26 protein-coding genes are annotated in these 26,323 nt (G+C 42.5%); 10 read left to right on the forward strand and 16 right to left on the reverse strand.

Annotated features, from left to right (window positions below; genetic code table 11):
- Window positions 1–13 precede the first annotated feature (13 nt).
- The 4 genes from BLA28_RS00190 to BLA28_RS00205 all read right to left on the reverse strand — a co-directional run bounded on the left by BLA28_RS00190 (window position 14) and on the right by BLA28_RS00205 (window position 5,814).
- The gene (locus BLA28_RS00190; protein WP_069155549.1) at window positions 14–934 is read right to left on the reverse strand and encodes an ABC transporter permease; all 921 of its coding nucleotides are present in this window, start codon (window positions 932–934) and stop codon (window positions 14–16) included.
- A 176-nt stretch (window positions 935–1,110) separates the two neighbouring features.
- Window positions 1,111–2,745, reverse strand: a complete 1,635-nt coding sequence (locus BLA28_RS00195) for a response regulator (RefSeq protein WP_069155550.1) — start codon at window positions 2,743–2,745, stop codon at window positions 1,111–1,113.
- A 337-nt stretch (window positions 2,746–3,082) separates the two neighbouring features.
- Window positions 3,083–4,804 (reverse strand): sensor histidine kinase, encoded by a 1,722-nt coding sequence (locus BLA28_RS00200; RefSeq protein WP_242880565.1) that lies wholly within the window; start codon window positions 4,802–4,804, stop codon window positions 3,083–3,085.
- 38 nt (window positions 4,805–4,842) lie between these two features.
- Window positions 4,843–5,814, reverse strand: coding sequence for a hypothetical protein (locus BLA28_RS00205; RefSeq protein WP_069155552.1), 972 nt, complete (start codon window positions 5,812–5,814; stop codon window positions 4,843–4,845).
- Between the two features lie 408 nt (window positions 5,815–6,222).
- Between BLA28_RS00205 and BLA28_RS00215 the strand changes: the two genes are divergently transcribed.
- Window positions 6,223–7,071, forward strand: coding sequence for a creatininase family protein (locus BLA28_RS00215; RefSeq protein ID WP_069155553.1), 849 nt, complete (start codon window positions 6,223–6,225; stop codon window positions 7,069–7,071).
- 138 nt (window positions 7,072–7,209) lie between these two features.
- On the opposite strand, the gene BLA28_RS00220 is transcribed toward BLA28_RS00215, so the two are convergent.
- The 8 genes from BLA28_RS00220 to BLA28_RS00255 form a co-directional block, all read right to left on the reverse strand.
- Window positions 7,210–7,728 (reverse strand): flavodoxin domain-containing protein, encoded by a 519-nt coding sequence (locus BLA28_RS00220; protein ID WP_069155554.1) that lies wholly within the window; start codon window positions 7,726–7,728, stop codon window positions 7,210–7,212.
- Window positions 7,721–8,290 carry a TetR/AcrR family transcriptional regulator gene (locus BLA28_RS00225; protein ID WP_069155555.1) on the reverse strand — a complete coding sequence of 190 codons (570 nt, stop codon included), beginning with the start codon at window positions 8,288–8,290 and terminating at the stop codon, window positions 7,721–7,723. The genes BLA28_RS00220 and BLA28_RS00225 overlap by 8 nt, the downstream gene beginning before the upstream one ends.
- 258 nt (window positions 8,291–8,548) lie before the next feature.
- The gene (locus tag BLA28_RS00230; RefSeq protein WP_069155556.1) at window positions 8,549–9,910 is read right to left on the reverse strand and encodes an ADP-ribosylglycohydrolase family protein; all 1,362 of its coding nucleotides are present in this window, start codon (window positions 9,908–9,910) and stop codon (window positions 8,549–8,551) included.
- Window positions 9,911–10,032: 122 nt separating this feature from the next.
- Entirely contained in the window at window positions 10,033–12,375 is a 2,343-nt protein-coding gene (locus tag BLA28_RS00235; RefSeq protein ID WP_069155557.1) for an ABC transporter permease, read from the reverse strand.
- A complete protein-coding gene (locus BLA28_RS00240) occupies window positions 12,368–13,063 on the reverse strand; it encodes an ABC transporter ATP-binding protein (RefSeq protein ID WP_044972248.1) in 696 nt (231 codons plus the stop codon). Before BLA28_RS00240 ends, BLA28_RS00235 begins: the two co-directional genes overlap by 8 nt.
- Before the next feature lie 174 nt (window positions 13,064–13,237).
- Window positions 13,238–14,479 carry a HAMP domain-containing sensor histidine kinase gene (locus BLA28_RS00245; protein WP_069155558.1) on the reverse strand — a complete coding sequence of 414 codons (1,242 nt, stop codon included), beginning with the start codon at window positions 14,477–14,479 and terminating at the stop codon, window positions 13,238–13,240.
- 25 nt (window positions 14,480–14,504) lie between these two features.
- The gene (locus tag BLA28_RS00250) at window positions 14,505–15,200 is read right to left on the reverse strand and encodes a response regulator transcription factor (protein WP_334293112.1); all 696 of its coding nucleotides are present in this window, start codon (window positions 15,198–15,200) and stop codon (window positions 14,505–14,507) included.
- Window positions 15,201–16,077: 877 nt separating this feature from the next.
- On the reverse strand, window positions 16,078–17,721 hold the full coding sequence (locus tag BLA28_RS00255) for an RCC1 domain-containing protein (protein ID WP_069155560.1): 1,644 nt from the start codon (window positions 17,719–17,721) through the stop codon (window positions 16,078–16,080).
- Between the two features lie 91 nt (window positions 17,722–17,812).
- Between BLA28_RS00255 and BLA28_RS00260 the strand changes: the two genes are divergently transcribed.
- Window positions 17,813–18,328 carry a hypothetical protein gene (locus BLA28_RS00260; RefSeq protein ID WP_009255884.1) on the forward strand — a complete coding sequence of 172 codons (516 nt, stop codon included), beginning with the start codon at window positions 17,813–17,815 and terminating at the stop codon, window positions 18,326–18,328.
- 264 nt (window positions 18,329–18,592) lie between these two features.
- Here BLA28_RS00260 and BLA28_RS00265 read toward each other — a convergent pair whose 3' ends face one another.
- Window positions 18,593–18,958, reverse strand: a complete 366-nt coding sequence (locus BLA28_RS00265; RefSeq protein WP_009255885.1) for a hypothetical protein — start codon at window positions 18,956–18,958, stop codon at window positions 18,593–18,595.
- Window positions 18,959–19,161: 203 nt separating this feature from the next.
- Between BLA28_RS00265 and BLA28_RS00270 the strand changes: the two genes are divergently transcribed.
- Window positions 19,162–19,680, forward strand: coding sequence for an RNA polymerase sigma factor (locus BLA28_RS00270; protein WP_069155561.1), 519 nt, complete (start codon window positions 19,162–19,164; stop codon window positions 19,678–19,680).
- Between the two features lie 76 nt (window positions 19,681–19,756).
- Here BLA28_RS00270 and BLA28_RS00275 read toward each other — a convergent pair whose 3' ends face one another.
- Complete coding sequence (locus BLA28_RS00275) at window positions 19,757–19,984, reverse strand: BhlA/UviB family holin-like peptide (protein ID WP_009255887.1); 228 nt, start codon at window positions 19,982–19,984, stop codon at window positions 19,757–19,759.
- A gap of 188 nt (window positions 19,985–20,172) precedes the next feature.
- On the opposite strand from BLA28_RS00275, the gene BLA28_RS00280 reads away from it, so the two are divergent.
- From BLA28_RS00280 to BLA28_RS00300, 5 genes are all read left to right on the forward strand, one after another.
- Window positions 20,173–20,508 (forward strand): helix-turn-helix domain-containing protein, encoded by a 336-nt coding sequence (locus BLA28_RS00280; protein ID WP_009255888.1) that lies wholly within the window; start codon window positions 20,173–20,175, stop codon window positions 20,506–20,508.
- An 11-nt stretch (window positions 20,509–20,519) separates the two neighbouring features.
- Entirely contained in the window at window positions 20,520–21,071 is a 552-nt protein-coding gene (locus tag BLA28_RS00285) for an RNA polymerase sigma factor (protein WP_069155562.1), read from the forward strand.
- Window positions 21,064–21,747 (forward strand): DUF4367 domain-containing protein, encoded by a 684-nt coding sequence (locus BLA28_RS00290; protein WP_009255890.1) that lies wholly within the window; start codon window positions 21,064–21,066, stop codon window positions 21,745–21,747. Before BLA28_RS00285 ends, BLA28_RS00290 begins: the two co-directional genes overlap by 8 nt.
- Window positions 21,748–21,819: 72 nt before the next feature.
- Complete coding sequence (locus BLA28_RS00295) at window positions 21,820–22,236, forward strand: hypothetical protein (protein WP_009255891.1); 417 nt, start codon at window positions 21,820–21,822, stop codon at window positions 22,234–22,236.
- A 305-nt stretch (window positions 22,237–22,541) separates the two neighbouring features.
- Window positions 22,542–23,042, forward strand: coding sequence for a cell wall hydrolase (locus BLA28_RS00300; protein ID WP_044972254.1), 501 nt, complete (start codon window positions 22,542–22,544; stop codon window positions 23,040–23,042).
- Window positions 23,043–23,146: 104 nt separating this feature from the next.
- On the opposite strand, the gene BLA28_RS34760 is transcribed toward BLA28_RS00300, so the two are convergent.
- On the reverse strand, window positions 23,147–23,356 hold the full coding sequence (locus BLA28_RS34760) for a DUF4368 domain-containing protein (RefSeq protein ID WP_069155563.1): 210 nt from the start codon (window positions 23,354–23,356) through the stop codon (window positions 23,147–23,149).
- A 290-nt stretch (window positions 23,357–23,646) separates the two neighbouring features.
- On the opposite strand from BLA28_RS34760, the gene BLA28_RS00310 reads away from it, so the two are divergent.
- Entirely contained in the window at window positions 23,647–23,874 is a 228-nt protein-coding gene (locus BLA28_RS00310) for a hypothetical protein (RefSeq protein ID WP_009255893.1), read from the forward strand.
- 196 nt (window positions 23,875–24,070) lie between these two features.
- On the opposite strand, the gene BLA28_RS00315 is transcribed toward BLA28_RS00310, so the two are convergent.
- Window positions 24,071–24,895 carry a hypothetical protein gene (locus tag BLA28_RS00315; RefSeq protein ID WP_069155564.1) on the reverse strand — a complete coding sequence of 275 codons (825 nt, stop codon included), beginning with the start codon at window positions 24,893–24,895 and terminating at the stop codon, window positions 24,071–24,073.
- Window positions 24,896–25,263: 368 nt separating this feature from the next.
- Between BLA28_RS00315 and BLA28_RS00320 the strand changes: the two genes are divergently transcribed.
- The gene (locus tag BLA28_RS00320) at window positions 25,264–26,172 is read left to right on the forward strand and encodes an NlpC/P60 family protein (RefSeq protein WP_009255895.1); all 909 of its coding nucleotides are present in this window, start codon (window positions 25,264–25,266) and stop codon (window positions 26,170–26,172) included.
- Window positions 26,173–26,323 lie beyond the last annotated feature (151 nt).

Genomic DNA, 26,323 nt, shown 5'->3' on the forward strand with positions numbered 1-26,323 from the left:
TCCTTTCCGTATGCTAAAATACTTTGTAGCCGGCCAGCTTATCCGCCAGTTTATATCCCATAATAATCAGCACAAAGGATATGCCGGACTTGAAAAGCCCCACGGCGGTAGCCAGATCAAATTTTGCTTCAATTACACCAATACGGTATACATAGGTATCAATGATATCTCCTGTGGAATATACCTGAGGGCTGTACAGGTTGAAGACCTGCTCAAATCCCGCCTGCAGTACATTTCCCACGCTGAGCACCATCATGAGCAGAATCATGGGAAGGATACTGGGTATGGTCACATACAAAACCTGCTTGAACCGTCCTGCCCCGTCCATTCTCGCCGCCTCATAATAGGTGGGATCAATTCCCGTTATGGCCGCCAGATACACAATGGTTCCCCATCCCAGCTCTTTCCAGATATCCGTTACCGCCATGGTATAGGGGAACACCGCGGAATTTCCGAGAAAGAATACCGGCTTCAGCCCTACCGCCGACAGAAGCTGGTTCACAATGCCGCCCGACGGAGAAAGAATGTCTATGAAAATCCCGGCCAGCGCCGCCCAGGATATGAAATGCGGCAGATAAAGTACGGTCTGTACGGTCTTTTTAAAATGTCTGGCCCGGATTTCATTCAGCAGCAGAGCCACCAGCACCGGGAAAATCAGGTTTCCCACCAGCTTCATGACCGCAATGAATATAGTATTCCAGATGACGCTTCCGAAGCCCGGCAGGGAAAAGAGATATTTGTAATTATCCAGCCCTACCCATTTCTGATCAAACAGTCTTTTCAGCGGGGTGTAATCCTCAAAAGCCATGGTGATTCCCACAAAGGGTATGTATTTAAAAATAAAGGTAATTATCACCGCAGGCAGAAGCATGAGGTGGAACGGTATCTCCTTCCGAAACCAGCCTTTTCTTTTATTCACAGCAACAGCTTTCATATCATCCCTCCCTTTCTGTAATTCCACTATATCAGGAGACAAAAGGGAAAAATATAAAACGATTGATACTTTTATAGTAAAAAAAATAGGTTTTTCTGTTTCAGTATGAAAAAATGCCGTACAGGCAAAGCTTTTTCATTCTAAACGCTTTCCCGTACGGCATCCTTTTCTTTTTATTACCTCATATCTCTGCATTCCTGCGGTGTCATTCCGAAGTGTGCCTTAAATATTTTTATAAAATAGGCGGTATTCTGATAACCGCATTTCTCTGAGACTTCATAAATTTTCATCCGTGAATTCTGTATCAGGCGCATTGCCATATCCATACGGCAGTTTTCAATATATTCCCGGATGCTTGTCCCTTCAAACTGTTTGAAAATACGGGAGAGATAAACCGGATTAAAGCCGATTGCCTGGCCTATGACCGTCAGCGACAAATCCTCGCTCAGGTGAGAAAGGCAGTAGGATTTGGTCCTCTCTGTAATACTCATCATCGTATTCTGCTGGGTTTCCATGCATATATCCCGGATAGCGTCCGTAAGCCGCCTGATGTAAGCCGCAGCCTGCTCCCAGGTGACAAAAGATCCGGGATCGAAAAGCTCCATGAGCTGGATGCGGGAAGCAAGTCTTGGGCGGATATTCTTTTTGTTGATAAAGGTAATCAATATATTTCCCAGGGAATAATAAATTTCCAGGGCATACATGGAGTGCCTTTTGGACTTTTCCAGAATTTTCAGGATATCTTCCGTGTCTTCCATAAATGCCGGAAAATTTTCTCCCATGAGGAATTCTTCCATAACTCTGAGTTTTTCCGTAATGGGCGCCAGCATCTGTTCAAAATCCGATTCCTCTCCATTAAAGGAATCACTGATGGACAGCTCTCTTCGTTCCAGGATAATACTGTTCTCTTCATTGATGGCCTGACGCTGCATTTCCGTCCACAGACTCCCATAGCCTGCGCTCAGCCCTTTCCAGGAAACACTTTCCCTGGCTATCCCAAAATACATCAGCAGTCCAAGGCGCAGCTGTATCATCTTCTGGATATCCAGCGCAGTCACAAACAGAAGGGCCGGCAGCTCCTCTTCCTCTGATTCAAGCAGCCATACAAAACTTTTTCGATATATCACTTTATGGATGTAGGCTATCTTATCTCCATAGGCTTTCTGAAGGAGGCCCACCACTGTTTCCAGTATGTTTTCCTGAGTCATATGGGTAACTTTTTCCTTCAGCGTCCCGACAAGCAGAAGCATTTTTTTCTGTTCAGGCAGGGGATTTTCCAGTTCTGCCATGGTATCCTTAAATTCCGCCTCTGTGGAAACCGAACCATCCAGGATATGGATGAGCGCCTGCTGCTTGAAGGCCGGCGCCATATAGGTAACCTTGGTCTGAGCACTCTTAAATTCCTCCATAAAAAGAGTTTCGGAATCCAGAAGCTCCACCATTTTCCTCATAGCCTCCACAATAGTGGCATCCCCCTCTGTTTTCAATATATAATCATCTGCATCCTGTTTTATGGCAGAATATACATAATCAAATTCATCATAACCGGAGAGGAAAAGGACGTGGATATCCGGCTTTATTTTCCGCATTTCCTCCGCCATTTCGATTCCGGTCATCTTCGGCATTTTCACATCACTTACCACAACATCCGGCAGACGGAACTTAAAAAGCTCAAGCGCCTTTTTGGGATGATAACAGTTATATACCTGAAATATATCCGGGAACCCTTCTTCAAACAGACTTTTCAGCCCATCAGATATAATAGGTTCGTCATCCACTACAAGCAGCGTATATTTCTTCTTTTCACCCATCCGTGCTTCCCCCTCGCCTTACGGCATCGTCCTTTTTACAGATTCAAAATTCGCACATGCCCTGTCCCCTCCGGCCAGTGATTTTGGAGCAGCTGTCCGGTCTGGATTCTCTTCCTTCCCTCTGCCGGCTATGCAGGGTTTCCTGTAAGGGGCGTATAAACTCGCCGGTCCTTAGGCCACGTACTTTGTGGCCTTAGTACCGCTGCGTGTTTATCCGAGCGAGAGCGTCCCCTGTAAGGATCCCTGCATAGCCGGCAGAGGGAAGGAAGAGAATCCAGACCGGACAGCTGCTCCAAAATCACTGGCCGGAGGGGACAGGGCATGTGCGAATTTTAAGTTACAGATTCACATGAAGTGTTACCCGAAGCCCTCCCAGCAGGGAACGGTTCACATCCAAAGGCTTTTCTTTTTTAAAGAATACCTGGAGTCTTGCATTAATATTCATCAGTGCGGTGATATCCGAATTTTCTTCCGTATCTTTCAATTTCTTACGGATAATCTCCAGCTGTTCTGCGTCCAGCTTTCCGGAATTTTCCACATGAATCAGAAGTTCTTCCCCTTTTTCTTCATAGCTTACCCTCAGGCAGATTTCCTCTTCCTCCTCCATTTCGCTCACCACATATTTGAAAACATTTTCAATTAAAGGCTGTATTATCAGGCGGGGAACCTCAATATAGTGATAACGCGCAGGCAGTTCCGGGAAATCCACATGGATGATCCCTTTATAACGGTATCCCTGAATTATGGCATAGGAGCGCGCATGGCTGATTTCATCCTCCAGGCTTTTATTTTCTCCGGAATCCCTGTTGATATATTTAAAAAAACGGCCCAGGTTTTCACAGACAAGAAGGCTTCCTTCTTTATCACCGCTCTTAATCATGCGATACAAAAGGAAGTAACTGTTATACATGAAATGCGGATTGATCTGGGCCTGCAGATGCTTGAAATTAGCCTGATTAACCAGAATTTCCTGTTTCAGTTCCCTGGAAACAAGAGTGTCTATGCGCTCGGCCATATAATTAAAATTCTGATACAGATTGGTGAACACTCTGTTTTTCTCCGTTACAGGAATCCGATAAGAAAGGTTGGACTTCTTAATCTGCGCAAAAGCATCTACCAGCAGCACCTCCAGAGGCCGGAACACTCTTCGGTAAAAGAGGGCGAACGCCAGCAGTATGGTCAGGACAATAATTCCGGCAAACAACAGAATGCTGGTTATCATTTTATTCTGGATTAAATGAAGGAAGCTCTGATCCTGCATATAATACAGCCCGAAAAAATGCCCGTCATCATGGGAACTCATAAAAAGATATTCCTCTCCGTCCAACAGAAGCTTATTAGGCTTCTCCCCCTGTTTCAGGTTTTGATAGATGATATCTCTTGTGGAAAAATAAACCGTTGCATTATCAGGGCTTACCATAAAAAGCACATCATCATCCATCATTTTAGCATACTGCAGTTCCTGCCGGATCAGTCCGGTATTCAGCTCAATCACAAAAATACTCAGGATATTATCCCTGGACCATTTATCCAAAAGATAATTTTTATTAAGAATCTCGATAATATAGGCTTTGCCGTCTTTTATGGAAATCAGTTCATTCTCCTTGTTTTCCAACACGAAAGCATACGCCTCTTCTTCTACAAAATCATATCCGTCCCGGCCTATCTTAAGATTTTTCTCCGGAAGATAAAGCCAGCTGGAGGAAACAAAGGAATTCAGGTTGTCAATTTCCATACACCGCTTTCGGATAGCCTCCATCAGTTTGCTTCTTTCATAGCTGTTTACATAGTCATAGCGGCAGTACAGATCCTGAACGATTTCTTCTTTCACAGCTATATTGGCGGTAATCTTCAGATTCGTGAGTTCTTCATTGATGTTTCTGGATAAATAATTGATTCTCTCCTGCTGTTCCTGCTCTATAATGCGGGAATAATACTGTTTTTCCCTCATATAGGTAACCAGGTTAAAACAGATACTTACCACCGCAAAAACCGTAAATATCAGAAGAAGCCATTTAAACAGATATCTGACAAAATCACTTTCTCTTTTCATCTCCATTTTCTCCACCGCTTCTTCTCCTTCCGGCTCTTTTCCTGTTACCGGCAGTATTCGTCAATAACGGCAATCACATCATCCACCGCCGATTTTTCAGCCAGGAAATCACTCTGGCCATCCTTTATAATCAGATAGTATTCCTCATTATAAGGAATGTAACTGATTTGTGTATTCTTTAGTTTATCAGTATTTCTGGAGAATGACAATTGAAGCGCCGGCTGACCTGAAGCTGTACTGTCTTCTGCCTCTTTTGCAGCGACAATGGAAATAATGGAAGAATACATTTTCTTAAATCCATCCTCTTCCAATACCTGTCCCTCTTTTATAAATACCTGATTTCTGTCCTCATCTGTTTCCACTAGGAAAACAGCAGCTGTTTCCTTCGTTCTGATTTCCAGTTTATCCACCGTCGTAAGATAAACCAGATTCGCTATCCCCATAATGAAATCATAAGGCCTCAGCCCTGTCATAGCCTCTGTCTGAGTCCCGTCGATCTCATACAGCCTGCCGGTTCTCTCCTCTTTTACATAATAATTTCCGTTTTTATTCTTCTGTCCGATTAAAAACCTCACCGTGCCGCTGTCTGTAAAGCTTTCTTCCACCGCCAGGCCGGAGTCCCTGAATTCCACATTTTCCGCCTGATTCAAGTAATCCCAGGCAGCATAATGCTCCAGAAATGCATAGAGATCGGATACGTTAACCAGCTGCTTGTTTTTATACGGGCTTGTGACATACCATTCTTCAAAATCCTCCTGGTTTTCTGACGGTCCTTTTTCCATGGCAAATATTATACTTCCGTTTTCGGTGACAGCCAGCCGGTTCATAGTTTCCCTGTTTCCTGCCTGTATTTTATTTTTGCCTCTGGTTTCCAGATTAAGAACCGCTTCCTTGGAAGAAGGAGGTATCTTGCCGTTTTCCATGTCTGACGTCCTTGTTTTAATCCTGTTATAGCCGCTCCCTGTAATGATTATTGCTGCTGTCAGCAAAAATGCTGCTGCCCAAAGCCTTTTCATACCATGTTTCCTCATAGCTTCTCCAATCTGCAACTGCCGCGAGGGTTACATACCCCGCTGCCTGCGGCGGAATATTTGACTGTTCTTTACTTTATTGTAGCTTTCGGAGATGCTAAAAAATATACAAATAAATTTACTTGGATAGCAAAATCCATACTTTCGGATAAGCAGGGAATATTTAAGCTGAAAAGAAATTGACATTTTGACAATAATAAAGTAACATAATTATACTCTTACATTTATCTTTTGTTTTTGAACATTCTGGCGTTTTCTGCCCAAAATCACACTTATGAATAAGGCAGGTAAATCGGTCATAGCGGTCATTTAGGCCATAATGCACCCACCAAAGGATAATTCGCAATAGAACGGTAAGTTTAGATTTGCAGTGTTAAAAGGAGGCAGGAAGTTATGAATTACTCTATATTCACAGATACAATGGCTGATTCAGACTGGAGGGAGATAGAGAATAAAGGCAGGCAGAAAGTGCCTGTTTTATTTCCATTAGGTGTTATTGAGGAACATGGACCACATCTTCCTTTAGGAACCGACATTTATTTAAGCTATGCCATTTGCAAAAAGATAAAGGATACGGTACGTGCACAACAAGGAGATTGCCTGATTGCACCTCCATATTATTGGGGTGTCAATCATTGCACCGGATCATTTCCAGGCACATTTTCTCTCAAGCCTGAAACAATGATAGTTGTTTTAACTGAAATTTTTGGAAATCTGCATCAGTTTGGATTTGATAAAGTGTATTGCATAAATCAACACGGAGATGCAGTTCATGTGAAAACCATAATTGATGCAATAAAGGCAGCAAATAAAAACTTTGACATGCATATAAGACTGTTAATGGAGCCATTTGATTTGCCTCAGCAGGGGCTGTCCGGTAAAGAAGATTATATTTTGCTTGATGAGGCAGAGTATTCACCGGAGCTGTTTGCCGAGGATGATATAAATGAAAAGACTTTATTGGATATCCATGCCGGTGCCTTGGAAACAGCGGCAATGTTAAATTTTTATCCGGATGCTGTATGTCAGGATACTGCCAAACAATTGAAATCATATTCTTTGACGGAAAGCAGTTTGGATGTTTGGCTTACAGGCGGAGAAAAAGTAAGAAGTGTTGTTCCGCTAGGGTATGCGGGAAATCCGGCAGGATATGAAAAGAAAATTTCAACCGCGAAAGTTATCTTTGAAAAATTAGCAGATTACTGCGCCCAAAAAATTATGGAAGATAATCTGGCAGAATGAGCGATTCCCTTTGAATCGGAGCGGTGGAATTGTTGTCTCCCGCATGAAAGCTGACTTTATTTTTCAGCGGTGCAGGGCCTACGATAAAGACTTCCTTGCCAGGTTAGCATCCCTCCACCGCTTTCTAATCATCCATCTTCATCCGTTCCTCAGCCAATCAAACAGCTCCTTCAGAAATTCCCGTGAGCTATTATCATGAGAAGCGCTGATCGCACGATACATTTCACTGTCCTCCCCTTCCGTTTTCTTCATCATTCCCCGGAACATGAACATCAGGAATCTATCCGCGCCTCCCATTTTCTCATAATCCAGGCCGCTCTGCAGATAAAAGGTTTTCAGCTGCTTCTTTTCCTCAGGTGTGAAGTTCTGCTTCATTGCCTTTTCCGCCTCCGGTGTATTGGCAGGCGTGGAGCCTGTCGCAAATACGGCAGTTTTCTTTCCGGACAGTTCAGGCAGCTTTTTTTTGAACCACTTAAGGCCGCCGATGGTTCCCGCATAGAATCCGCCTCCGTACAGAATCGTGTCATAGCGGGAAAAATCCACCTTTTCCCGCTGTTCATAGGGAAACAGGTCACACCCCGTTTCTTCCGCAATCCACTGGGCATATTTACGTGTAAACCCTGTTTTTGATTTATAGATGACTGCTGTTTTACTCATTATGTTCCTCTCTGCTCTGTGCACAAAAGGCATGATACGCCTTTTCCAGCCGATCGCTTATCTCTTCCTCCGGTATATCGGAACCCATTGTGGCAAGAATCGATGCGATACCCATTGTGTAAATGATCATGTTAAGGTGCAGCTCCCTGGCCTTTTCCGGACTGATCTGCAGGGTTTGGGAAAGATACTCCCCCATGTCCGGACTGCCTTCTTTCGTATACAGCTCCTGCAGGGAACTGATGTCCTGGCGGCGGCGCAGGAAATACATTTTGAACAGGTTTGGTTCCTCCTTGGCAAAATGTATCTGGGCCTGCCCCATGCTCCAGAAATAGTTGGTCCGCTCCAGCCGCGACGCTATATAATCCTTCATAAAAGCCCGGGTACGTTCCACCAGTTCCTCCCGAAGCCCCTCCATATTGGAGCAGTAGCTGTAAATGGGCTGGACGGAACAGCCCAGCCTTTCCGCAATATTTTTTACAATTACCTTTTCCGCCCCTTCCTTACGCGCAATCTCAAAAGCGGCTTCCACTACCATTTCTTTTGTAATTCTCTGCTTTGGCAAATAACCTCCTCCTCTCTTATAAACTAGTTATATAAACCTTTTATATAACTAGTTTATATTAACCCTTAGGTTTTGTCAATTTCTTTTCTATCCTTCATCCGCCTGATCCCGTCTCTGTATCCTTCCTGAATGAACCAGCTTCCAGCATCAACCCTTCCGGCCATTCCTTCCTGCAAAGGATTCTCATACACACAAAAAAAGGCGGCCCTCCGGTCAGAATTCCCTCTGTCCGAAGACGCCGCCTCATTAAAGCAGGCATTATAACTTTTTCATTACCGCTATCGTTCTTTCTGTTACTTCCTCCACAGAAAGTCTCGTATAGCTGTTAACACTGGAACAGATAATCTGCTTTACAGGTTCCGTCCACCGGCTGTCTATTCCTCCGCATCCAAGGGCAATGCCCACCACGGAACCTACGGTCGCCCCATTGCAGTCTGTATCAAAGCCCGCAAGAACCGCATGGATAACAGCCTGGCTGTAATCCGTGCCGAAACACAGAACACAGGCCGTTACAATCAGGGCATTGGGAATCGCCAGGCACCAGTCGAAGGAGTTGGATTCTTCATATTTCCCATGGATCGCTTCCAGCAGTTCCTCCCAGGATGCACCCTTTTTCCAGGAATCCAAAAGCTCCTTCAGGGCGGCGTACAGCCTGCAGTTACGTGGGATCTGCTTCATTGCTTCCTCCACCCATCCGCTCGGTTTTGGCAGAACAGGCGCAGATGCAATGAGCGCTGCAATATACATTGCGGCATATACCCCGTTTTTCGTTTGAGCCACCACCGCGTCACGCCAGGCCATTTGTGCAGCAAGCGCCGGATTTCCTGCCGCTATGTATCCGTAAAAGTCCACCCGGATCTGAGCCCCTATCCATTCCCGGAAGGGATTGGCAAGAATGCCGGATTCGGGAGGCAGAATCCCGTGCATAAGGTTCCTGTAGGCAACCCGTTCGGCAGTGCAGGTATGGAAGGCAGGCAGGCCGAACAGCCATGACTGCGCCACATCCTCCGAAATAAAATTGCTTCCGCTGCGTTCCAGGACACGGAGGGAGAGAACCGTATAATTCATGTCATCATCCACGGGATAGGTATCCATGTTATTGATCCAGCAGATGTTCTGGCGATCATATGCCGTACCTTCATCCACGTCCTTCACGCCGTATTTCTCCCTGACCTCCCGTTCTGTATCGGAACGGATATAGCCTTCCAGCGGATACTGGCCGCTTTCTTCCAGATATCCCCGGATTTTCTCTCTGCTCCAGCCCTCCACCGGAACGCCCAGCAGGCACCCGGAGGCCCGGCCTGTCCAGGCACCCCGGATTCTGTCCTGCAGTTCTTCCTCCGGTATCTGTAAGTGAATCCCGTTTCCTTCACAAGCCGCAGCAAGCTTCTCCCACTCCACCGGTTCCTCAAAAGGAAACGCCTCATCCACAGGGCAGTTTTCCAGCTCCAGAAGAAGCTGTCTCGCACAGCTTTCTTTCTCCGATCCCTCTTCCATGCTCAGGATTTCCTCCGCCCGGGGAAGGAGACCGGATATCATCCTTCCCTCCTCCCTGCACTGGCGGATTTCATCCCGGATGTTTTCGCTGTCCTTCATCCACAGCATCTTATCTTTCAGCATAACCCTTCCTCTCCATTCTTTTTCTTTCACTATAAAATAATCCGTCAGAAGGTTCAATGCAAAAATATAGGAATTTATACCATTTTCTTTACTTCTTTAGTAATCCTTCTTCTTTGCCCGGCTTACAGTGCATGAATGGTCTCCACAATATCCATCTCCTTTATCTTTCGGGCCGGCCTTCTTACTGCCAGCAGTGTGGTCACAACAGTAACTCCCACAATCACCATAAGCTGTCCGTATGGTACCCGCCATGCGGTCCCCCATCTGGAGGTCACCAGCTGCTCATACACAAAACGATGGGCCGGCAGGCCCATAAGAATTCCTGCCGCCGCTCCGAAAAGAGCATATACCACAGCCTCCGCCCTGACCATATGGAGAAGCTGTTTCCCCTCCATCCCGATGGCCCGCATCACACCGCACTGGTTCATTCTTCCGGCAACACTCATATTGATATTATTGATAATATGCAGTACGGATATCAGAAGAATTACCGCAAGGAAACCATAGACAAACACGGAAAAGGAAAACTTTATTGCCTGTGTTTCTTCTTTGTCTTTTCTGGAATCGGAAAAATTAAGCCCCAGCTTCAATGCCTCATCCCGCAGCTGTACCGCCGCTTTTTCGCCATTCCCTTTTTTCAGACGCACATCAAGGATGGTATAAGCATTTTTCCCTGTGATCGACCGGAACGTTTCCTCCGAGCAGATAACAATCTGTTCTCCGTCCTCACTTTCAAAAGGACAGCTGCCCAAAATGCCGGCTATCTCAGCTGTCCTGCCGTTTCCGTCAGGATAAAGGGAGAGGGTTTCCCCCACCTGCCAGGGACTGTCTCCCCGGGATATGACCAGCAACTTCCCCGGTTCGTTCATGACAGCTTCTATACTCCCGTCCACCAGCGAATCCCGGGCCCATCCGAACTGATACTGTTCATAGGATATCAGGCAGGCCTTTTCCTGTTCTCCTCCGTTCGTCCTTACATAAGGGACTTCATAATCAAACATGCGCCCGTAAACCTTATCCGTTTCCGGCATGGCCTGCAGTTTTTCATACACACCTATATCAATGGAACAGCTGTTGTCAGCGCTTATCAGGGAAATATCCGGCGACCACGGGCGCAGGGGCCGTATCGCGTGGTTCATAAAGTCGATCAATCCTGAAAAGCTCATGAACATGAGAATGCTGAAGGCAAAAGATGCAACCATCAATACCAGGTTTTTCCGGTTTTCCAGCGCATGATAAATACCAAGTGTACTGTCTATTTTCCTGCCGCTGAACATACGGGTGTTATTCATTACAGTACTTTTGCCGGCATTGCCGCTTACCGCCGTAAGAGGCGAAACTGCCGCCGCTTTTTTGGCAGGGGACAGGGAAGCCAGAAGGCAGGATGCGATCCCGACCGCGGCTCCTGCCAGGATACCGGGAATACTGAACCCGAATACAGGCATGTCTGCAAAATACTCCGGGCTCAGACCCCGCAGCAAACCGCTGAGCCCCCAGATTACCAGAATACCCACGGCCGCTCCGGCCGGTATTGCCTTTTTGCAATAGGTCAGCCCTTCCTTAATCACAAACCTTTTGATCTGTTTACGGGAAGCTCCCAGGCAGCGCAGCATGCCGAAAAAACGAATCCGTTCCGAAACACTTGTCTGAAAACTGCTGCTGATCATCAAAACGGCTGCAATCAGTACAAAAAGGAAAAGGATAACGGCTGTACCATACATGGCCAGGAAGTAAGAATCCCCGCTCTGCCCCATAGCCGCCAGCAGATAGACATTATCCTGTATCTGCTCCTGTGAGATGCCGAAAGCCTGCTCTATTTTTCCTTTTTCCTCCTGGATATTGGTGAAAGGCTTAAATTGAATATAAAAACGTTCCGTATAGTCTTCCGGCGGAATCGTATCATAAAATCCCTGTATTGTCATGACAATCCCAGCCTGATCCGTCTTCAGAATGGCGGCGGTATCCTCTGCCAGTGCTGTAATTGTCAGCGGGATTATGCCGCCGTCAGGCTTCTTTATTTCAATCTTATCTCCAGCCTCTATTCCCAGCGTTTGGGCCATGGACGCGGTAAGCACCGCTTCCCCTGCATTCTGCGGATATCTGCCTTCCGTCAGGCGGATCCCGATCTCTCCTGCCATCTGCTCACCCGCCCCCATAATATTGGCGGCTTTTCCGTCCAGAAGATACCCTGCCAGCCCTCCCGTAACCCCCACATAACCGCTCAAAGCGGCCTGTGGACGCAGTGCCAGCAGTTCCGCCTGTTCCCCGGATATATCCCGGATATTAATATGCCAGTTCCCATACTGTTTTTTCATGCTGCGCTGCTGGGTCTGCATCTCCATGTCCGCCATTCCGAAAATAGTGGCTACCAGCGCAACAGCCAGAAGGATAACAAACAGGCTCATCCGGTTTTTATTCTTATGCTTTTTGGCATATTCTTTTACCAGATCCAGATAACTATTCATGAAAGGCCTCCCTTCCGGAATTCACTTCCTCCAGACAGCCGTCAGTCACCCGGAACACCCGGTCCGCATCCGCCGCAATATTCATGTTATGGGTTATCATCAAAACGCTCTGCCGGTATTTGCGCGACATCCCGTGAAGCAGGGCAATCACCTCCCGGCTTGTTTTGGAGTCCAGGTTTCCTGTGGGCTCATCCGCCAGTATTAATGCCGGATGGTTCATCAGGGCGCGGCCGATTGCCACCCTCTGCTGCTGTCCGCCGGAAAGCTGGCTGGGCAGGTGCTTTCTTCTCTCCTTCAGCCCCAGGCTCCCCAGCAGTTCCTCCACATAGTCCATGTCAGGCTTCTTATAGTCCAGCAAAACAGGAAAGACCAGATTCTGCTCCACCGTAAGCTCCGGAATGAGATGAAAGCCCTGAAAAATAAATCCTATGTTCCTCCTTCTGAAAACCGTCAGTTCCTTTTCTTTCATGGCAAACAGATCTTTTCCGTCCAGAAACACTTTTCCTGCATTCGGTGTATCCAGTCCGCCCACCAGATTCAGCAGGGTGCTCTTTCCGGAACCGGATTCCCCCACCACCGCGGCAAATTCACCTTTTTCCAACGTGAGGGAAACCGCTTTAAGCGCCTCTACTCTTGCATCTCCTGTACCGTATGTTTTACACAGCTTATCCACCTTTAATATTTCCATGGTATACTTCCTTTCCTTCTGTTCTCTTCCGCCGCATTTCCCACGCTGTACATTTGCGCTTCCGGATACGGCGTAAATAACCTTACTGTTTTACTACGAAAGTAAGTATATCGGAAAAAGCTTACTCCCACATGTCTGCCACCTTACAGTTCTGTAAGCTTTTAATGGCTGAATCTACCGATTATCCGGAAAGAAAAGTGTGAATACCGAGCCCTGTCCCGGAACACTGTCCACTCCGACGGTACCGCCGTGGCCTTCCACAATGGCCTTTGTCAGAGGAAGCCCCAGCCCTGCCCCTTCCCGGTCATTGGAAAAGCGGCTGCGGTAGAATCGTTTAAAAATCGAGTACATATCCTCAGGATGAATTCCGCTTCCGTTATCCTCCACCTGCACCCTCATGCCCACTCCGGTTTCTTCCCAGGAAATTTCCACCCGGCCGCCTTCTTTTGTGTGATCCAGCGCATTCTTCACCAGGTTGGATACCGCCTCCTGCATCCAGTCCCGGTCACAGATCATCCGGCTTGTCTCATCACCAGTCAGAATGATTTCCTTTTTTTCCTTCTCCGCTCTTGTTTCCAATTCTGCCTTAATATCTTCCAGGAGTTCACGGACCTTCACATTCTGTCTTCGGAAAACTATCATGTCCGCATCAAGGCGCGCCATCTTTAAAAGGTTAAGAATCAGCGTCTGCATCCGTTCCAGTGCCTTCACAGACTTTGCTGCAAATTTTTTTACCGTTTCCTCTTCTCCCGGGTCCTGCCGGATAATATCCTGATACATAAATAACGCCGCAAGAGGTGTTTTCAGCTGATGGGATATATTGGTTATGGTATCCTGCAGGAAATCCTTCGCTTTTTTCTGTGCCTCTCTGTGGGCGTTCAGGGAAGACGCCATTTCATTCACAGCCGTGGAAAGAAGGGCAAAATCCCCCTCGTCCTCCGCAGGAATCCGCTGTTCAAAGTCTCCCTCCATAAACCGCCTGACACTTTGTTCCATTTCATAAAGCTTCTTGTGCTGTCCTGCCAGAAGCCGGTAAGTAATTCCGCCTGAACTTAAGCTTATAAGACCGCCGAAAATAAGAAAACACAGCCCCCAGCGGAATCCTATTTTTCTCAAAGGAGGAATCAGGCGTATGGACAAAGGGTCTTCGTAACCGGCGCTGTGCATCAGCTGCCTGCCCTCTTCCGCCATTTCTGCCCGGATTTCACCGCCCAGAATCCGTGCTGCCTCCACAGGCTCTATTCCGGCCTGAAGCAGCGCTCCCGCCGCCTCGGCCTGCTGCTGCAGATACAGGCTTTTTACATCCTCCATATGCACATAATATAAAAACGCTCCGGTTATTATCATACAGACTGCAAAGAAGCCGCCTGCCCTTATAAACCTGCGCACATCCCGATCCTTATACAGACTCTCCATAACAGAATACCTCCCGGATTCCTCTTCATTCCTTCCATTGATACCCCAGTCCCCGTACCGTAACCAGATGGGACGGGGAAGAAGGATCCGCCTCGATTTTACTCCGCAGCCTTCTGATATATACCGACAGAGTATTATCATCCACAAAATCACCGTTTCCATCCCACAGCCTGTCCAGAATCTGCTCCCTTGTGAGAATCGCTCCCGGATTGAGAAGGAAGAGGCAAAGCAGCCTGTACTCCTGGGCCGTAAGCTCCAGCGGCTGTTCTCCCAGATATGCTCTGTTCGCATGCAAATCCACATGTATATTCCCTGATTCCAGCCTTCCCCGGTCTTTTTCTTCCTCTTTTTTATCCTTTTTCCCCGCTCTGCGCAGCAGGGAATGAATCCGGGACAGCAGCTCATTAAGCCGGAAGGGCTTGGACACATAATCGTCCCCTCCCATATCCAGTCCCCTCACCACATTGAATTCTTCGTCTGCCGCAGTCAGAAATAAAATAGGTACCTCCGATTCCTTCCGTACCTTTTCGCATATCTCAAATCCGTTTCCATCAGGGAGCGTCACATCTAAAAGAAGCAGGTCATACTTCCCTTTCTCATAAATATGCAGGAATTCCTGCACGTTTCGGGCAATATCGACCAAAAATCCATCTTTTTTCAAAGAATACTCCAGCCCGTCTATCAGGCTGCCATCATCCTCGACCAGTAATATTTTATAAATTTCCATCTGAGGAACCTCTTTTCTTCCATAAAATCATTTTCTCAAACACCATAAACGGCCAATCGCCTAAGGACATCCTTATTATAAGAGGAGAGAGGGAAAAGCACAACTTTTTGTTACCCTTCACAGCCCCCCTGGATCCCAATCCGCTGTCCTTACGCTGCCCCGTCCCGTCTGATGTCTCTTCTAAATATGCAAAACTATCATAGCTAATACGTACACCTATAATCTGTCCATCCACAAACCCACAGCTAACGCCCCACGACTCAAACGTGGCATTTGCCTTTCCACAGGATAACTAACTTATCATAGTGGTTGGCGAACCTACACTATTATATCATTGGAGGTTTTTGATTGTAAGCTTAAGCAACTGTGGACTCACCTGCATAGCAGGTGAGTTATTAAAAGATGCTATCACCAAAAAAGCATGAAAGGAAAATCCTTCCATGCTAATATACATTATTATTAACAATAAGACCTGCAACTACAGGAATTCAAACCACGTCCCTTAAAAGGACTATTTATCTTCCGCAATCACTATAGTTTCATTGGATCAGAACTTTTCTCTACATATTTTTAAGCACAAATGTAATAGGCATCTCAACTTTTGAAAACATAACTTCGTTCCAGGAGCAAAATTCGTCGTCCCCCCAGAAAGCAACTGCGCAAGCATTATCAAACAACCCTATATACCAACTGAAACATTGTTTCAAAGTGGTATGGAAATTTGTATAAGATTTGATTATCCATCACCAGATAAAACGAAGCCTCCTTAAAATCCTTACGTTCATCTGGTGATGGTTCACCGGATACAAATGTGACATCTCCCCGTTCCTCTAAAAAACATCAAATAACTGCTCAAGTATCATATACTTGTTTATTTTTCTATGGAGTCACTTTGAGTTGCATCCGTTTTCTCCGTATTTGACTGTATATTTTCATCTTTTTGATTTTTGAGTTTACTTTCATCAATCATACTTTCTTTCACATAATATACTATCCCATCCAAATATCCGATTTCATAGATACTGTCATCTTGATAAAAAGAAGTGCTATAAATTTCATTATCATTTGAAAATTCCTCCAAAAATGGACTGTTGAAAATATTTTCAACTTCCGCCCTCGTCATTCCAATCATAATCTTTCCATTCCTTGTTCCGTAAGCACCATAATAGAAAGCATTCAGTTTCAGCTTATCATCAAAGCAAAATCTGAAATATTGATCCTCTGTTACAATTTCATATACCTTCTCTTCATCTGAAATCCCATCCACAATTTTATAATTAATTTCCAAATTACTCAAAAATTCCTGTACTTCTTCTGCCGGCATTCCGTATTTTAAATCTTTAAATTTGAGTTGTGGTTTCCTATCCTTTTCACAAAACGCAACCGGTTGGAATATATCTGAATAAACCACCGTAACCGGCTCAAATTCTACTCCGCCATTCATCTGGTCAGGTGTTCTAAGTATATCCCCATAAAGCATATAAGACCAGCTTTTACTTCCCTCTCCTTCTACCTCATAGCCACAGGCTACCAGGCTTCCATCTTTTTTTTCTGCAAACGTTACATATGCATAATTGCATTCATAAGGACTTATCATTCCATAACTTAACCGGTTCTCTATAGAATCAAATCTTACTTCATCCATCCAAACCATTTTTACATCTTCCAATACCTTGACCGGTTTTTCAATAAAATCTTTATCTCCGCTATCAAATCCGCAGCTTCCAAACGTATTATTTCCCCATGTCCATAATGTTCCATCTTCTTTAATTGCAGCCGCACAAAAATTACCGCAGGTTACATATATAGCATCCTCTAACATTTTTTCAGGTTCTGCATATCGTACACCTACCGTATCCTTTATATTTTTAGCAGAAGTAGTTCTAATCTCTCCCCACCACCAAACAGAACCATCCTTTTTCAATGCAGTGATTCCTCTTATTCCGGCGCGGGCATATTTAACGTCCTGCATCAAACATACCGGTTCAGATACAACGGTTACAGCCGGATTCGCAACATATTCTTCACTTCCTGATACGTCTATCCCCATTACTCCATTTAAGTTTGCACCAGCACCATATAATTCTCCCTTATCTGTCAGAAAAATCATGAAATAACCGCCGAAATCTACATGAACCACATTTTCTGCAATTTTATAAGGAGTCATTTCAAAACCGTTATCATAATCATTTTGAGGAATATATTGTTGACCATTACCCAATTGTCCATATGTATTATCTCCATATCCCCATAAATTGTTGTCAGAATCAATGTAATAATGATTCTGATATTGATATTCATTCCTGATAAAATAATTACTTATATTAAATTCTGCACTGCCCAGTTTAAGACTATCCATATTTTCCACCTGATAAACAGGGCATTCCCTACTGTTATATCCTTCCTCTGTTTTTTGTTCAGTATCTGCCAAATTTCCACATGCAGGCAGTAATGATACACATACCAGTGTGCTAACCAATAAAATAAGTATTTTAATATTTTTTTTCTTTTTCATGTTTACAATATTCCCTTTCATCTCTTTTTATTAGTATGTAGACATTGATACCAAAATAAAACTCAAAAATTTAAATCAAGGAGGTAATGATATGGCATATCATGCAATAATTGAAGGTTCCAGTTTAACTGTCTATAGACAGTCAGATTGTGCAAGTAATTCAAAAATTGGAACATTGTACAGTGGAGAAGTCTTCACATTCATTAAAGAGCATAATGGATATTTTGGACATTACGAAATACGTTTTTTAAACAGTAACGGACAGTACGGCATCGGCTTTATTGATATCGGTAGTGGATTTGGTAATCTCGCTTATTCAGGACAATCTGTTACTGAAAGTAATTTGGGTTCTTCACCATGCTATCGTTTTAAATTAAGAAAGGGGCTAAATGTTGTTAAACCCAATGCTTCTCCATTAACATCATTAAATGCCGGTGAATACGTTTATACACGAGGAGCAACAGCCGGTTCCTCAAATCCTGCTAATATGTATATCTGCGGTTATAAAAAAAGCTCCGGTGCTGTTACGCCCTGCGATGCATTTGTTACCCTGGATTACACGAGCGGTTCTATGTTTGCAAGGAATTTCTGTTTATACAAAGCTTAATGCAAAATGCAATAACTGGTATCACATTCGTCTACAAAAGAATATATCCATTCTACAGCTGATTGAATTAACGTAAAACTGTTATTTTTTTACTAATCCAAAAAATTCAATCAAACTCTTTAAGATACAAAGGGATATGACTTCCCTTTGTATCTTTCAGTATATATATTGCTTCTATAAACTATAAATAAATATAGCAAAAAGAAGCTACAAAGACTCGCTTCTATCTCTCTTATAGTTTCTTTTTTATAATCAGTACCAATCTTACTCAAAAATTTTATCAGCGCCAGCCTTATTAATCAAGTCTACCATTTTGAGCAATGCTCCTCTTTGAATTCTTTTCAGGGTACGTTCAGAACGGCTATTCCAATTTCCCCATTTTTCCTCTATCTGTTTACTGGTTTCATCCCATGTGTTGTGATTAATCACATGGCTTGTAAATAAAAAAAGTTCCCCTTTGTTTAGAGTTTTCAAACAGATATTCATAATATCAAGTCTTTTGGCCATTATCTGCAGTTCCACCGGCATATCTGTTTCACCCTTATACCCTGCAGACTTCTGCCATATTTCTAATTGAGCTGCCATTTCTTTGTAAATGCTAAAGAAATATTTTAGTTTTTCATCTGTCATAAAAGTAACTCCTGTAATTAATAGATAATATAATAAACGATATTGTTCGGCATTTTTCTACACAATGACACGAAATTGACATTTTCTTGTCACTTATTTTTCACTAATATTTATGTTATTTTAACAATAAAATAACGGCTATATTGTTTATATTTCCAATTTCTCCATTTTCTCCCTTTTAACCTAAAAAAGGAGAAAATGAGATGAAAGTAAATGAACTGGTTCAGTGTTATCTGGAGACAAAAGATGAACAATATTTCAAGGAATTAATAGACATATTTGAGCCACTGATACTGTCTTATGCCCACAGACTATACTATCTGGAAAAGGATGACAGTGTGCAGGAGCTAACTCTTGCATTGTTCGAATCCATCTCAACGATTCATGATACAAGTGATACTGCTATGTGCTTTTCCTATATTCAGTCTGCTATATATCATCGTTTTTGTAAGTTATATTACAAAAGCAAAACAGCGAAGGAACAAATTGACAGACATGTGTATATTGAAAACATGGAGGCTCTCGGGCAACGAAGCAACGATATCGATGACTGTCTTTTTCGTTTGGATTTAGATAAGAAATTGAAGAAAATGGACCCAAAAAGAAAACAAATTATTTTACTATTAATCCAAGGATGGTCTGATGCAGAAATTGCCAATATACAAGGCTATAGTAAACAATATATCAATCGGATTAAAAAAAATTTGCTGAAAAATACATAAAACCTGCCAAATAGGGTAATTTTCTGTTTAGCAGGCATTAAAGGTGCGCTGCAGAAATTCCTGCAACGCACCTTTCCTACAGGCTGTTGACTTTTTCGCTTAAATCGTCTACTGTATTTTTTATTTCCTTTACTACAGCAAGACTTTCTGTAAGCTCTGACAGCATCTTCTGGTATTTTTCTTCCCGGGCATCCTGCTGTTTATCCAGATTGTCATTTTTTTTAATCGTATATAAAAGTAAAAAAACAAACAGTGCCGCCCAAATTCCCTGGGAATCTACCATACGGAGAATAATTTCCTCCATCAAAATTCCTCCTTTCTTATTTATTCACCTGTTAATAGACGGCTTTTTAAAATATGGGAAACATAATCCAATATTATTACTTTTAGTATTATATCCAATACCAATAGTTACTGTATGCTATGCCGCATATTCCGTATACTTAAGCTAATACTGTAAGTATTATTGTTAAGACTGTGTGAGGTATAAAAATGGAACAGTATAAAATAGGAAAACTTATTCAAAAGTATAGGGTACAGGCCAAACTGAGCCAAGAAGAATTAGCTGAAAAAATAGACAGAAGTACAATTTTCGTATCATACCTGGAACGGGACGTTAAAAACCCAAGCATCGAGACTATCGTAAGGCTTGCAAATGTCTTAAACGTTTCTGCTGATATGTTACTTGGAATTATGACCAACAAAGCTTTATCTCCCCGCCTGCACCATATCGAAACTTTATTACAGCAATTACCTGCTAAATCACAAATGCGGATACTGGATATTTTAGAAGCATCCATAGCAGTTGAAATAAACTACCGTGAATAGAGGGACTACAAATGATTCTTTTTGTATTTGATACCGAAGAAGAGCGTGATAAATTTATATACATCTATGATAAATATAAGAAAACAGCAATATATACCATCAAGCTTTTTATCTCTGATAATTACATCGTTGAGGATCTTCTCCAAGACATATTTATTATCATAGCAAAAAATCTCCAGAAAATAGATGAAACAGATGAAAAAAGGACCCGCAACTATATCATAACCATCACGCGCAATTACTGCAAAAGTCATCTCAGGAAAGCAGCACGCAGTAAAGAAGATTTTATTGAAGAAGTTGAAGAATCCTATTCCTTTTCCACCAGTCAAAACCGTGAAGATATCTTAGACGGGATTTTACATAAAGAATCCTACCAACGCCTGGTGGAGGAAATAAAACAATTGGATGATAAATATAGAATTGCACTGGAATTAAAGTATATAACAGGTCTGGATGATGTACAAATCGCCAAGATCGTAGGAACGACCAAGAAAAACATACAAATGAGAATATACCGTGCAAAACTTATGCTCCGAAAAAGATTAGAGGATTTATATGTATAAAAAGTATAAAGACGACCTGTTTGATTCCCTGCTCGCACTCGCCTTATATGAGAGCAGCCTGTCTGAATCAGAAAATTACCCTGAAGATGAAATAGAAAAAATAACATTATCTGAGGAATGCGATACAAAAATCAGGAAAATGGGCAGAAGGGTAAAATATACCCGATTTCTCAAATCATCTGCCAGATCTGTTTCAAAGGTCGTTGCCGGTATCGCAGTAGTAATGGGGATTTCTTTTTGTACTCTGCTCTTAAATAGCGAAGTACGCGCCGCTTGCTACAGTGCCATCGTGACCTTTTATGAAAAATATGTGGAAATACTTATCCACCCTTCTGCACAGGATGAAAAGCCAGAAATAACAGTTGGATATATTCCAGAAGGGTATAAACTCACAGACAGTGATAACAATGAATACATGTCAACTTTAATATTTTATAACGATGCTGGACATCGTCTCTTTATCCAGCATAGTCAGATAAGCACAAATCTACAGGCCGATATGGAACACTACCAAATAAGGGATATCGTTATTCATACCTATCCTGGTAAACTTTTTTTAACATCAGATCCAGATTTCACTAATATGCTGGTTTGGTATAAGGATGAGGGTACCTATACCATAATAGCTGACCTTCCTGAAGATGTGTTAATAAAAATTGCAAAAAATTTAAAGTAAGCTGTAGTATTTATCTCAGAATAAGTGTTTATTAATATGAAAGATATTTTAAATTTGAAAGGAGAACATTTTATGAAAACGAAGAACCTATTAATTGTAGTCCTTGTATTATGCCTCTCACTGGGAGGAAGTATTACTGCATTTGCCGCGGAGGTGCCTGAACCAAATATAGAATATCTGAATCCTTCCCCGCGGTTTAAATATGTAATGACAGCTTCTGTGGGTTTAAAAGTAAGCAGTTCAGGTGCGGGTTATACCGTAACAATTAATGGAATTGATTCCGTTAATCATATCGTAGGTACAGTTACTCTTTACAAGGGAAGTACATATGTGGACAGTGCAAATATTAATGTTTACTCCAATTACGTCAATAAGAGCGGTAGTTTAAAAACAACTGGAACGGGCAATTATAAACTGACATTTGTAGGTACCGTTTATACCAATAACGGCTCAGAACCCCTTTCCCTGGAAATAACAGATTCCTATTAATTACATAGGATAATATTATCAAATATGACAACTCATCTATGTGCCAGAATCTATGCAGTACAGGCCACCTGCAGTACAGGTGGCCTTTTCAATGCAATATCATCAATGACATCTTGATTCGACATATTCCTCGCTGTTTACAAGAAATTATAACGAAAATATATCATTTAAAATCATTCCCGATAAAACTTATTTCTTCTGTATTCTCTTTTTCTGCAAAAATAAGTTTCCAAATCACTCAATACTCTCCTTTTATATTAGTGTACCAGATAAAAAATCATATTTCATGAAAGGAAAGGTGTATTATGGAAACAAGAGCTTATGTAGCGGAAGGAACGAAGGTTTCAAGTGTATCTGAAATGAGGGAAAAGTGTTCTCCTACCGATTGCCTTGCACGGATGATTTTGGGAGAAGCCGGAAACCAGCCGCAGAATGAAATGATTGCTGTTGCATACACTGCCAACAACAGACTGCAGTTTCCTGATAAGTTTGGGTCCGACATTAAATCTGTTGTTCTGCAGGGGGATGGCGGCCAGTTCAATGGCATAAAATCCGCAGCAGCATTAAACCCGACCTCACATTCTGCATGGTCAACTTGCTTAAATGTTGCAAAAACCTTCACTTCAAAAACAAACCAGATTGGTCACTGTCTCTGGTTTAACACCACAAGTACATACAATGCAAACTTAAAGGCAAACGGCGGCAAATATAAGTTTGCTGGTACAACTACCGCCCTGGAAGTGGTATCAGAAGTGAACCTTGGCAATGCCCATACGTTTTTCCTTGTTGAAGGCTACGATTTTTAACCTACATCCTTTATTTAAACAGTTAATCTTGCAAAAAGGGGCGGCGGACTAGGCTGTCCCCAATAAAGAAATATTGCTACAATGAGCGACATAATCAATTTTGCCTATGCCGTTTTGTTATCTATTTCGTTGGTGTACGGTAGTTCAATCATGCTGAAACAGCTATAGCTGATTTCCGGCTGCTGAACACATTTTCGGATTCTTATCTGGGGCGTATACAAGGATTTTTCTACAAGTTCATTTAAAATGGCGGTCGTCAGCTTTTCTATCCCGATGTACTTCTTGACGATGACGAAGGAGCATTCAAGGTTCAAGTCTACACTTTTTAACCACCCATCCCGTCTAAAGAAAGGGTGGATATTCGGCCGAAAAACGCTCTATTTCTACGCTCTCGGAAATGTGGTAGAATAATGGAAAGAAGAAAAAGGAATTATATGCAAGTGATACAGATTGTCTATTGGGAATATTTTATCTGGAGAAGAAAGACTATCAACAGTCAGCAGCTCATTTTGAAGAGAGCTTAAAGCGCTTTTATACTATGGATAAGCCAGCATTCTCCAATTATAATGCTTGAGATTCCTGGAACAATTGGGGAAATGTCTGTATGCTTATGGAACAATATCCTGTTGCTCTGCGTAACCATATCAACGCGCTGAACTTTGACCTGGAATTGTGGAGCGCATGGAAAATGGCAAGGCTTGCTCTTCAAATACTTGGTCAGAAATCGTTAGACGAAGAATTCCTTGCTGTCAGTGAGCGGCAAGATAATTCTGATGGAACGTTTCTTTTGGAACGGTCAAATATAATCCTGCAACGCTTGTGGGAGAAATGAACGCTAATAAGAGCAAAAGTATTGCAAAGCCAGCCCTCCCTGCGCTTGAGGCTTCCGTCCCGCAAGCACAGCCTGTTTTTCTACCGCTCAATGATGGGGCGTGCAGATGATTATAAAAGGCAGCCACTTAGCCGCCTTTTACTGTTATCGGTCTATAATAATGCCGCACTAACTTCACACCAGTCAGGAATTCCATTTACTTATTTTTTTCTATATACTTAATTTGATTATCACTGTATGTACAGAACCTCATATCATCCACATGGTAGCTGTCGCCTTCCAAACAATACTCCAGCTGTATATACCCTAAATAACAAGCTGGTGATACCTGGAGCGCTATGTCACAATATATTTTATCCTCGTATATATAATATGCTATATTTCCGCCATACCCAATCAGGTCAAAAAGATTTGACAACGTTTCAATTTCTGCAACATGAAATTCTATTACTTTATCGCCTAAATCCAGAACGGCTATTCCATCATCCCTTATTACACTGCTTATGTTCCGATCCAGGTATCCGATCGCTTCTTCATACGGAATTTCTAACATATCGTCTAGTTTAATGACATGCAGATTCGTGATAAAAAGCCCTGTCCCTTCTTCTTCTATTAACACTACAGCCAAGTTGGAATCGGCTTCAAATAGGGTTAGTGACGGGGCGAAAGCAGGATTTGACAGATTTTTACCTGACAGGGCAAGGTATTTATTTTGGAAAGAGAGATAAATATCATCAAAATAAACATCCTCCTCTTTCCCATAGTAAAGATATAAATTCTCTTCAGGAATAGAAGCAATGATATTAAACGGCTCTGTATTGTTAGTGTCCTCTTGCTCCGGAAGTAACGTATCAGAGGGATTTATATCTTCTTCTGGTTCTGAAGATGCTGCTTCTATAGTTTTAGTATTGCTTTCACGGGCAGCCTCTTTTATATTAGTATCAGCTTTTGTGCAACCTGATACTAATAGAAGAAAAAGTGAAAATATAATAATTTTTTTACTCTTATGTTTACAAACCATTTATCCCCTCCATCTTTCAATCATACTGTTTAGCATGAGATATACATATAAAAAGCATCTCAGGGTAATGTATTTATATTTAAAGTATACCATAATTGTCACGTTTTTGTATATGATTTAGTTCCGATATAATACCGGCATATTAGGTGATCTGTTAAAACTAATAATACAAATTTATCCAAAAAGTATAATCCGTTCTTTGGCCGCTTGGTCCAGATTTATTCCAAACTACCGTTCCTTATGCATTTCTCTCATATCCAGATATTATCCAAACAACTATTTACTTTTATACTGACTTCAAGTTTACAAATTATATTTTTTTGCCTTTTATAATTTAAAAATACTTAATAGAAAAGAGGCAGGATTTTATGTTACTAATTCAAGGAACAACCGGAACAAATGTTAAATATCTCCAATATGGTTTAAAAATTAAATGTTTTAACCCAAAAAGAACCGACGGTGTTTTTGATGCCAATACCACTTCCGCACTAAAGCGTTATCAAACCTTTAAAAGACTTACTGCTGATGGTAAAGCAGACGAATTAACTTGGGCAACCCTTAAAGAAGATATTAAGCTTATACAGGCTTCCCTTCAAGCCAAAGGCTATTATACTGGCAACATTGACGGCATTGCCGGAAATAAAACCTATAATTCCCTTATTCATTTTCAATTAGACAATGGCCTTGCCTCAGACGGAATGGCAGGGAATGCCACTTTAGGAAAGCTGTATGATATGTCAGGTACAAAAATAATACCCAATTTTTCCAGTGATGGTGTTTTAAAAGAAATGGTTGAAAACATGGTATGTGTGGCTTTAGCTGAAGAATTTGCAGATCGTTTTGAAGGGTTGTCTGAAACTGACAGGGGCAAGGAGAATTATAATAAATATTTAAAATGGTATCCCTATCAACAGGGCAGCCCGTGGTGTGCCTGCTTTGTTTCCTGGTGCGCATACAAAGCGGGAATTCTGGATATTGAAGGCCAGGCAAGAGTTGTTCCCCGTTCAGTGTCTGTTGCTGCCTACTGCGATTATTATATCAAAAATTCAAGGATAGGATATCCTGGCAAATATATCCCCAAAAGGGGGGATGTATTTATCCTCAAAAAAAGTGGTGCTTCCCACGTTGGTATTGTAACGGGATATGACATTTCTGTACAAAAATACTCTACTATCGAAGGAAATACCGAAAGGGATACTGTTGCTCAGAAACTACGCAGTATTAACAGCAGCACCCTTTATGGGTTTGGCATAAATACCGATGGAGGAGACATATGAGTTAGATAAATTCTGGCTCATTGTCCGCTCCTTCGGGTGTGTCAAATAAACTGTGTATCACTTGCAGATTATTCGACACACCTCTTTTTTGAATAGGTATCAGCATTACTGACAATACTGCATGTAAGTGGAATAAATTGGTAAATAAATT

The sequence above is a fragment of the Eisenbergiella tayi genome, from assembly GCF_001881565.1.
Classification (GTDB): Bacteria; Bacillota; Clostridia; order Lachnospirales; family Lachnospiraceae; genus Eisenbergiella; species Eisenbergiella tayi.

What these genes read in the sequence shown, in the direction of transcription:
- BLA28_RS00315 (WP_069155564.1), bottom strand. Translation starts at nt 24,895, where the DNA reads ATGGTTTGTAAACATAAGAGTAAAAAAATTATTATATTTTCACTTTTT.
- BLA28_RS00280 (WP_009255888.1), top strand. Translation starts at nt 20,173, where the DNA reads ATGGAACAGTATAAAATAGGAAAACTTATTCAAAAGTATAGGGTACAG.
- BLA28_RS00235 (WP_069155557.1), bottom strand. Translation starts at nt 12,375, where the DNA reads ATGAATAGTTATCTGGATCTGGTAAAAGAATATGCCAAAAAGCATAAG.
- BLA28_RS00230 (WP_069155556.1), bottom strand. Translation starts at nt 9,910, where the DNA reads ATGCTGAAAGATAAGATGCTGTGGATGAAGGACAGCGAAAACATCCGG.
- BLA28_RS00200 (WP_242880565.1), bottom strand. Translation starts at nt 4,804, where the DNA reads ATGGAGATGAAAAGAGAAAGTGATTTTGTCAGATATCTGTTTAAATGG.
- BLA28_RS00215 (WP_069155553.1), top strand. Translation starts at nt 6,223, where the DNA reads ATGAATTACTCTATATTCACAGATACAATGGCTGATTCAGACTGGAGG.
- BLA28_RS00290 (WP_009255890.1), top strand. Translation starts at nt 21,064, where the DNA reads ATGTATAAAAAGTATAAAGACGACCTGTTTGATTCCCTGCTCGCACTC.
- BLA28_RS00320 (WP_009255895.1), top strand. Translation starts at nt 25,264, where the DNA reads ATGTTACTAATTCAAGGAACAACCGGAACAAATGTTAAATATCTCCAA.
- BLA28_RS00300 (WP_044972254.1), top strand. Translation starts at nt 22,542, where the DNA reads ATGGAAACAAGAGCTTATGTAGCGGAAGGAACGAAGGTTTCAAGTGTA.
- BLA28_RS00275 (WP_009255887.1), bottom strand. Translation starts at nt 19,984, where the DNA reads ATGGAGGAAATTATTCTCCGTATGGTAGATTCCCAGGGAATTTGGGCG.
- BLA28_RS00240 (WP_044972248.1), bottom strand. Translation starts at nt 13,063, where the DNA reads ATGGAAATATTAAAGGTGGATAAGCTGTGTAAAACATACGGTACAGGA.
- BLA28_RS00310 (WP_009255893.1), top strand. Translation starts at nt 23,647, where the DNA reads ATGCTTATGGAACAATATCCTGTTGCTCTGCGTAACCATATCAACGCG.
- BLA28_RS00295 (WP_009255891.1), top strand. Translation starts at nt 21,820, where the DNA reads ATGAAAACGAAGAACCTATTAATTGTAGTCCTTGTATTATGCCTCTCA.
- BLA28_RS00255 (WP_069155560.1), bottom strand. Translation starts at nt 17,721, where the DNA reads ATGAAAAAGAAAAAAAATATTAAAATACTTATTTTATTGGTTAGCACA.
- BLA28_RS00260 (WP_009255884.1), top strand. Translation starts at nt 17,813, where the DNA reads ATGGCATATCATGCAATAATTGAAGGTTCCAGTTTAACTGTCTATAGA.
- BLA28_RS00265 (WP_009255885.1), bottom strand. Translation starts at nt 18,958, where the DNA reads ATGACAGATGAAAAACTAAAATATTTCTTTAGCATTTACAAAGAAATG.
- BLA28_RS00285 (WP_069155562.1), top strand. Translation starts at nt 20,520, where the DNA reads ATGATTCTTTTTGTATTTGATACCGAAGAAGAGCGTGATAAATTTATA.
- BLA28_RS00190 (WP_069155549.1), bottom strand. Translation starts at nt 934, where the DNA reads ATGAAAGCTGTTGCTGTGAATAAAAGAAAAGGCTGGTTTCGGAAGGAG.
- BLA28_RS00245 (WP_069155558.1), bottom strand. Translation starts at nt 14,479, where the DNA reads ATGGAGAGTCTGTATAAGGATCGGGATGTGCGCAGGTTTATAAGGGCA.
- BLA28_RS00205 (WP_069155552.1), bottom strand. Translation starts at nt 5,814, where the DNA reads ATGAAAAGGCTTTGGGCAGCAGCATTTTTGCTGACAGCAGCAATAATC.
- BLA28_RS00195 (WP_069155550.1), bottom strand. Translation starts at nt 2,745, where the DNA reads ATGGGTGAAAAGAAGAAATATACGCTGCTTGTAGTGGATGACGAACCT.
- BLA28_RS00220 (WP_069155554.1), bottom strand. Translation starts at nt 7,728, where the DNA reads ATGAGTAAAACAGCAGTCATCTATAAATCAAAAACAGGGTTTACACGT.
- BLA28_RS00270 (WP_069155561.1), top strand. Translation starts at nt 19,162, where the DNA reads ATGAAAGTAAATGAACTGGTTCAGTGTTATCTGGAGACAAAAGATGAA.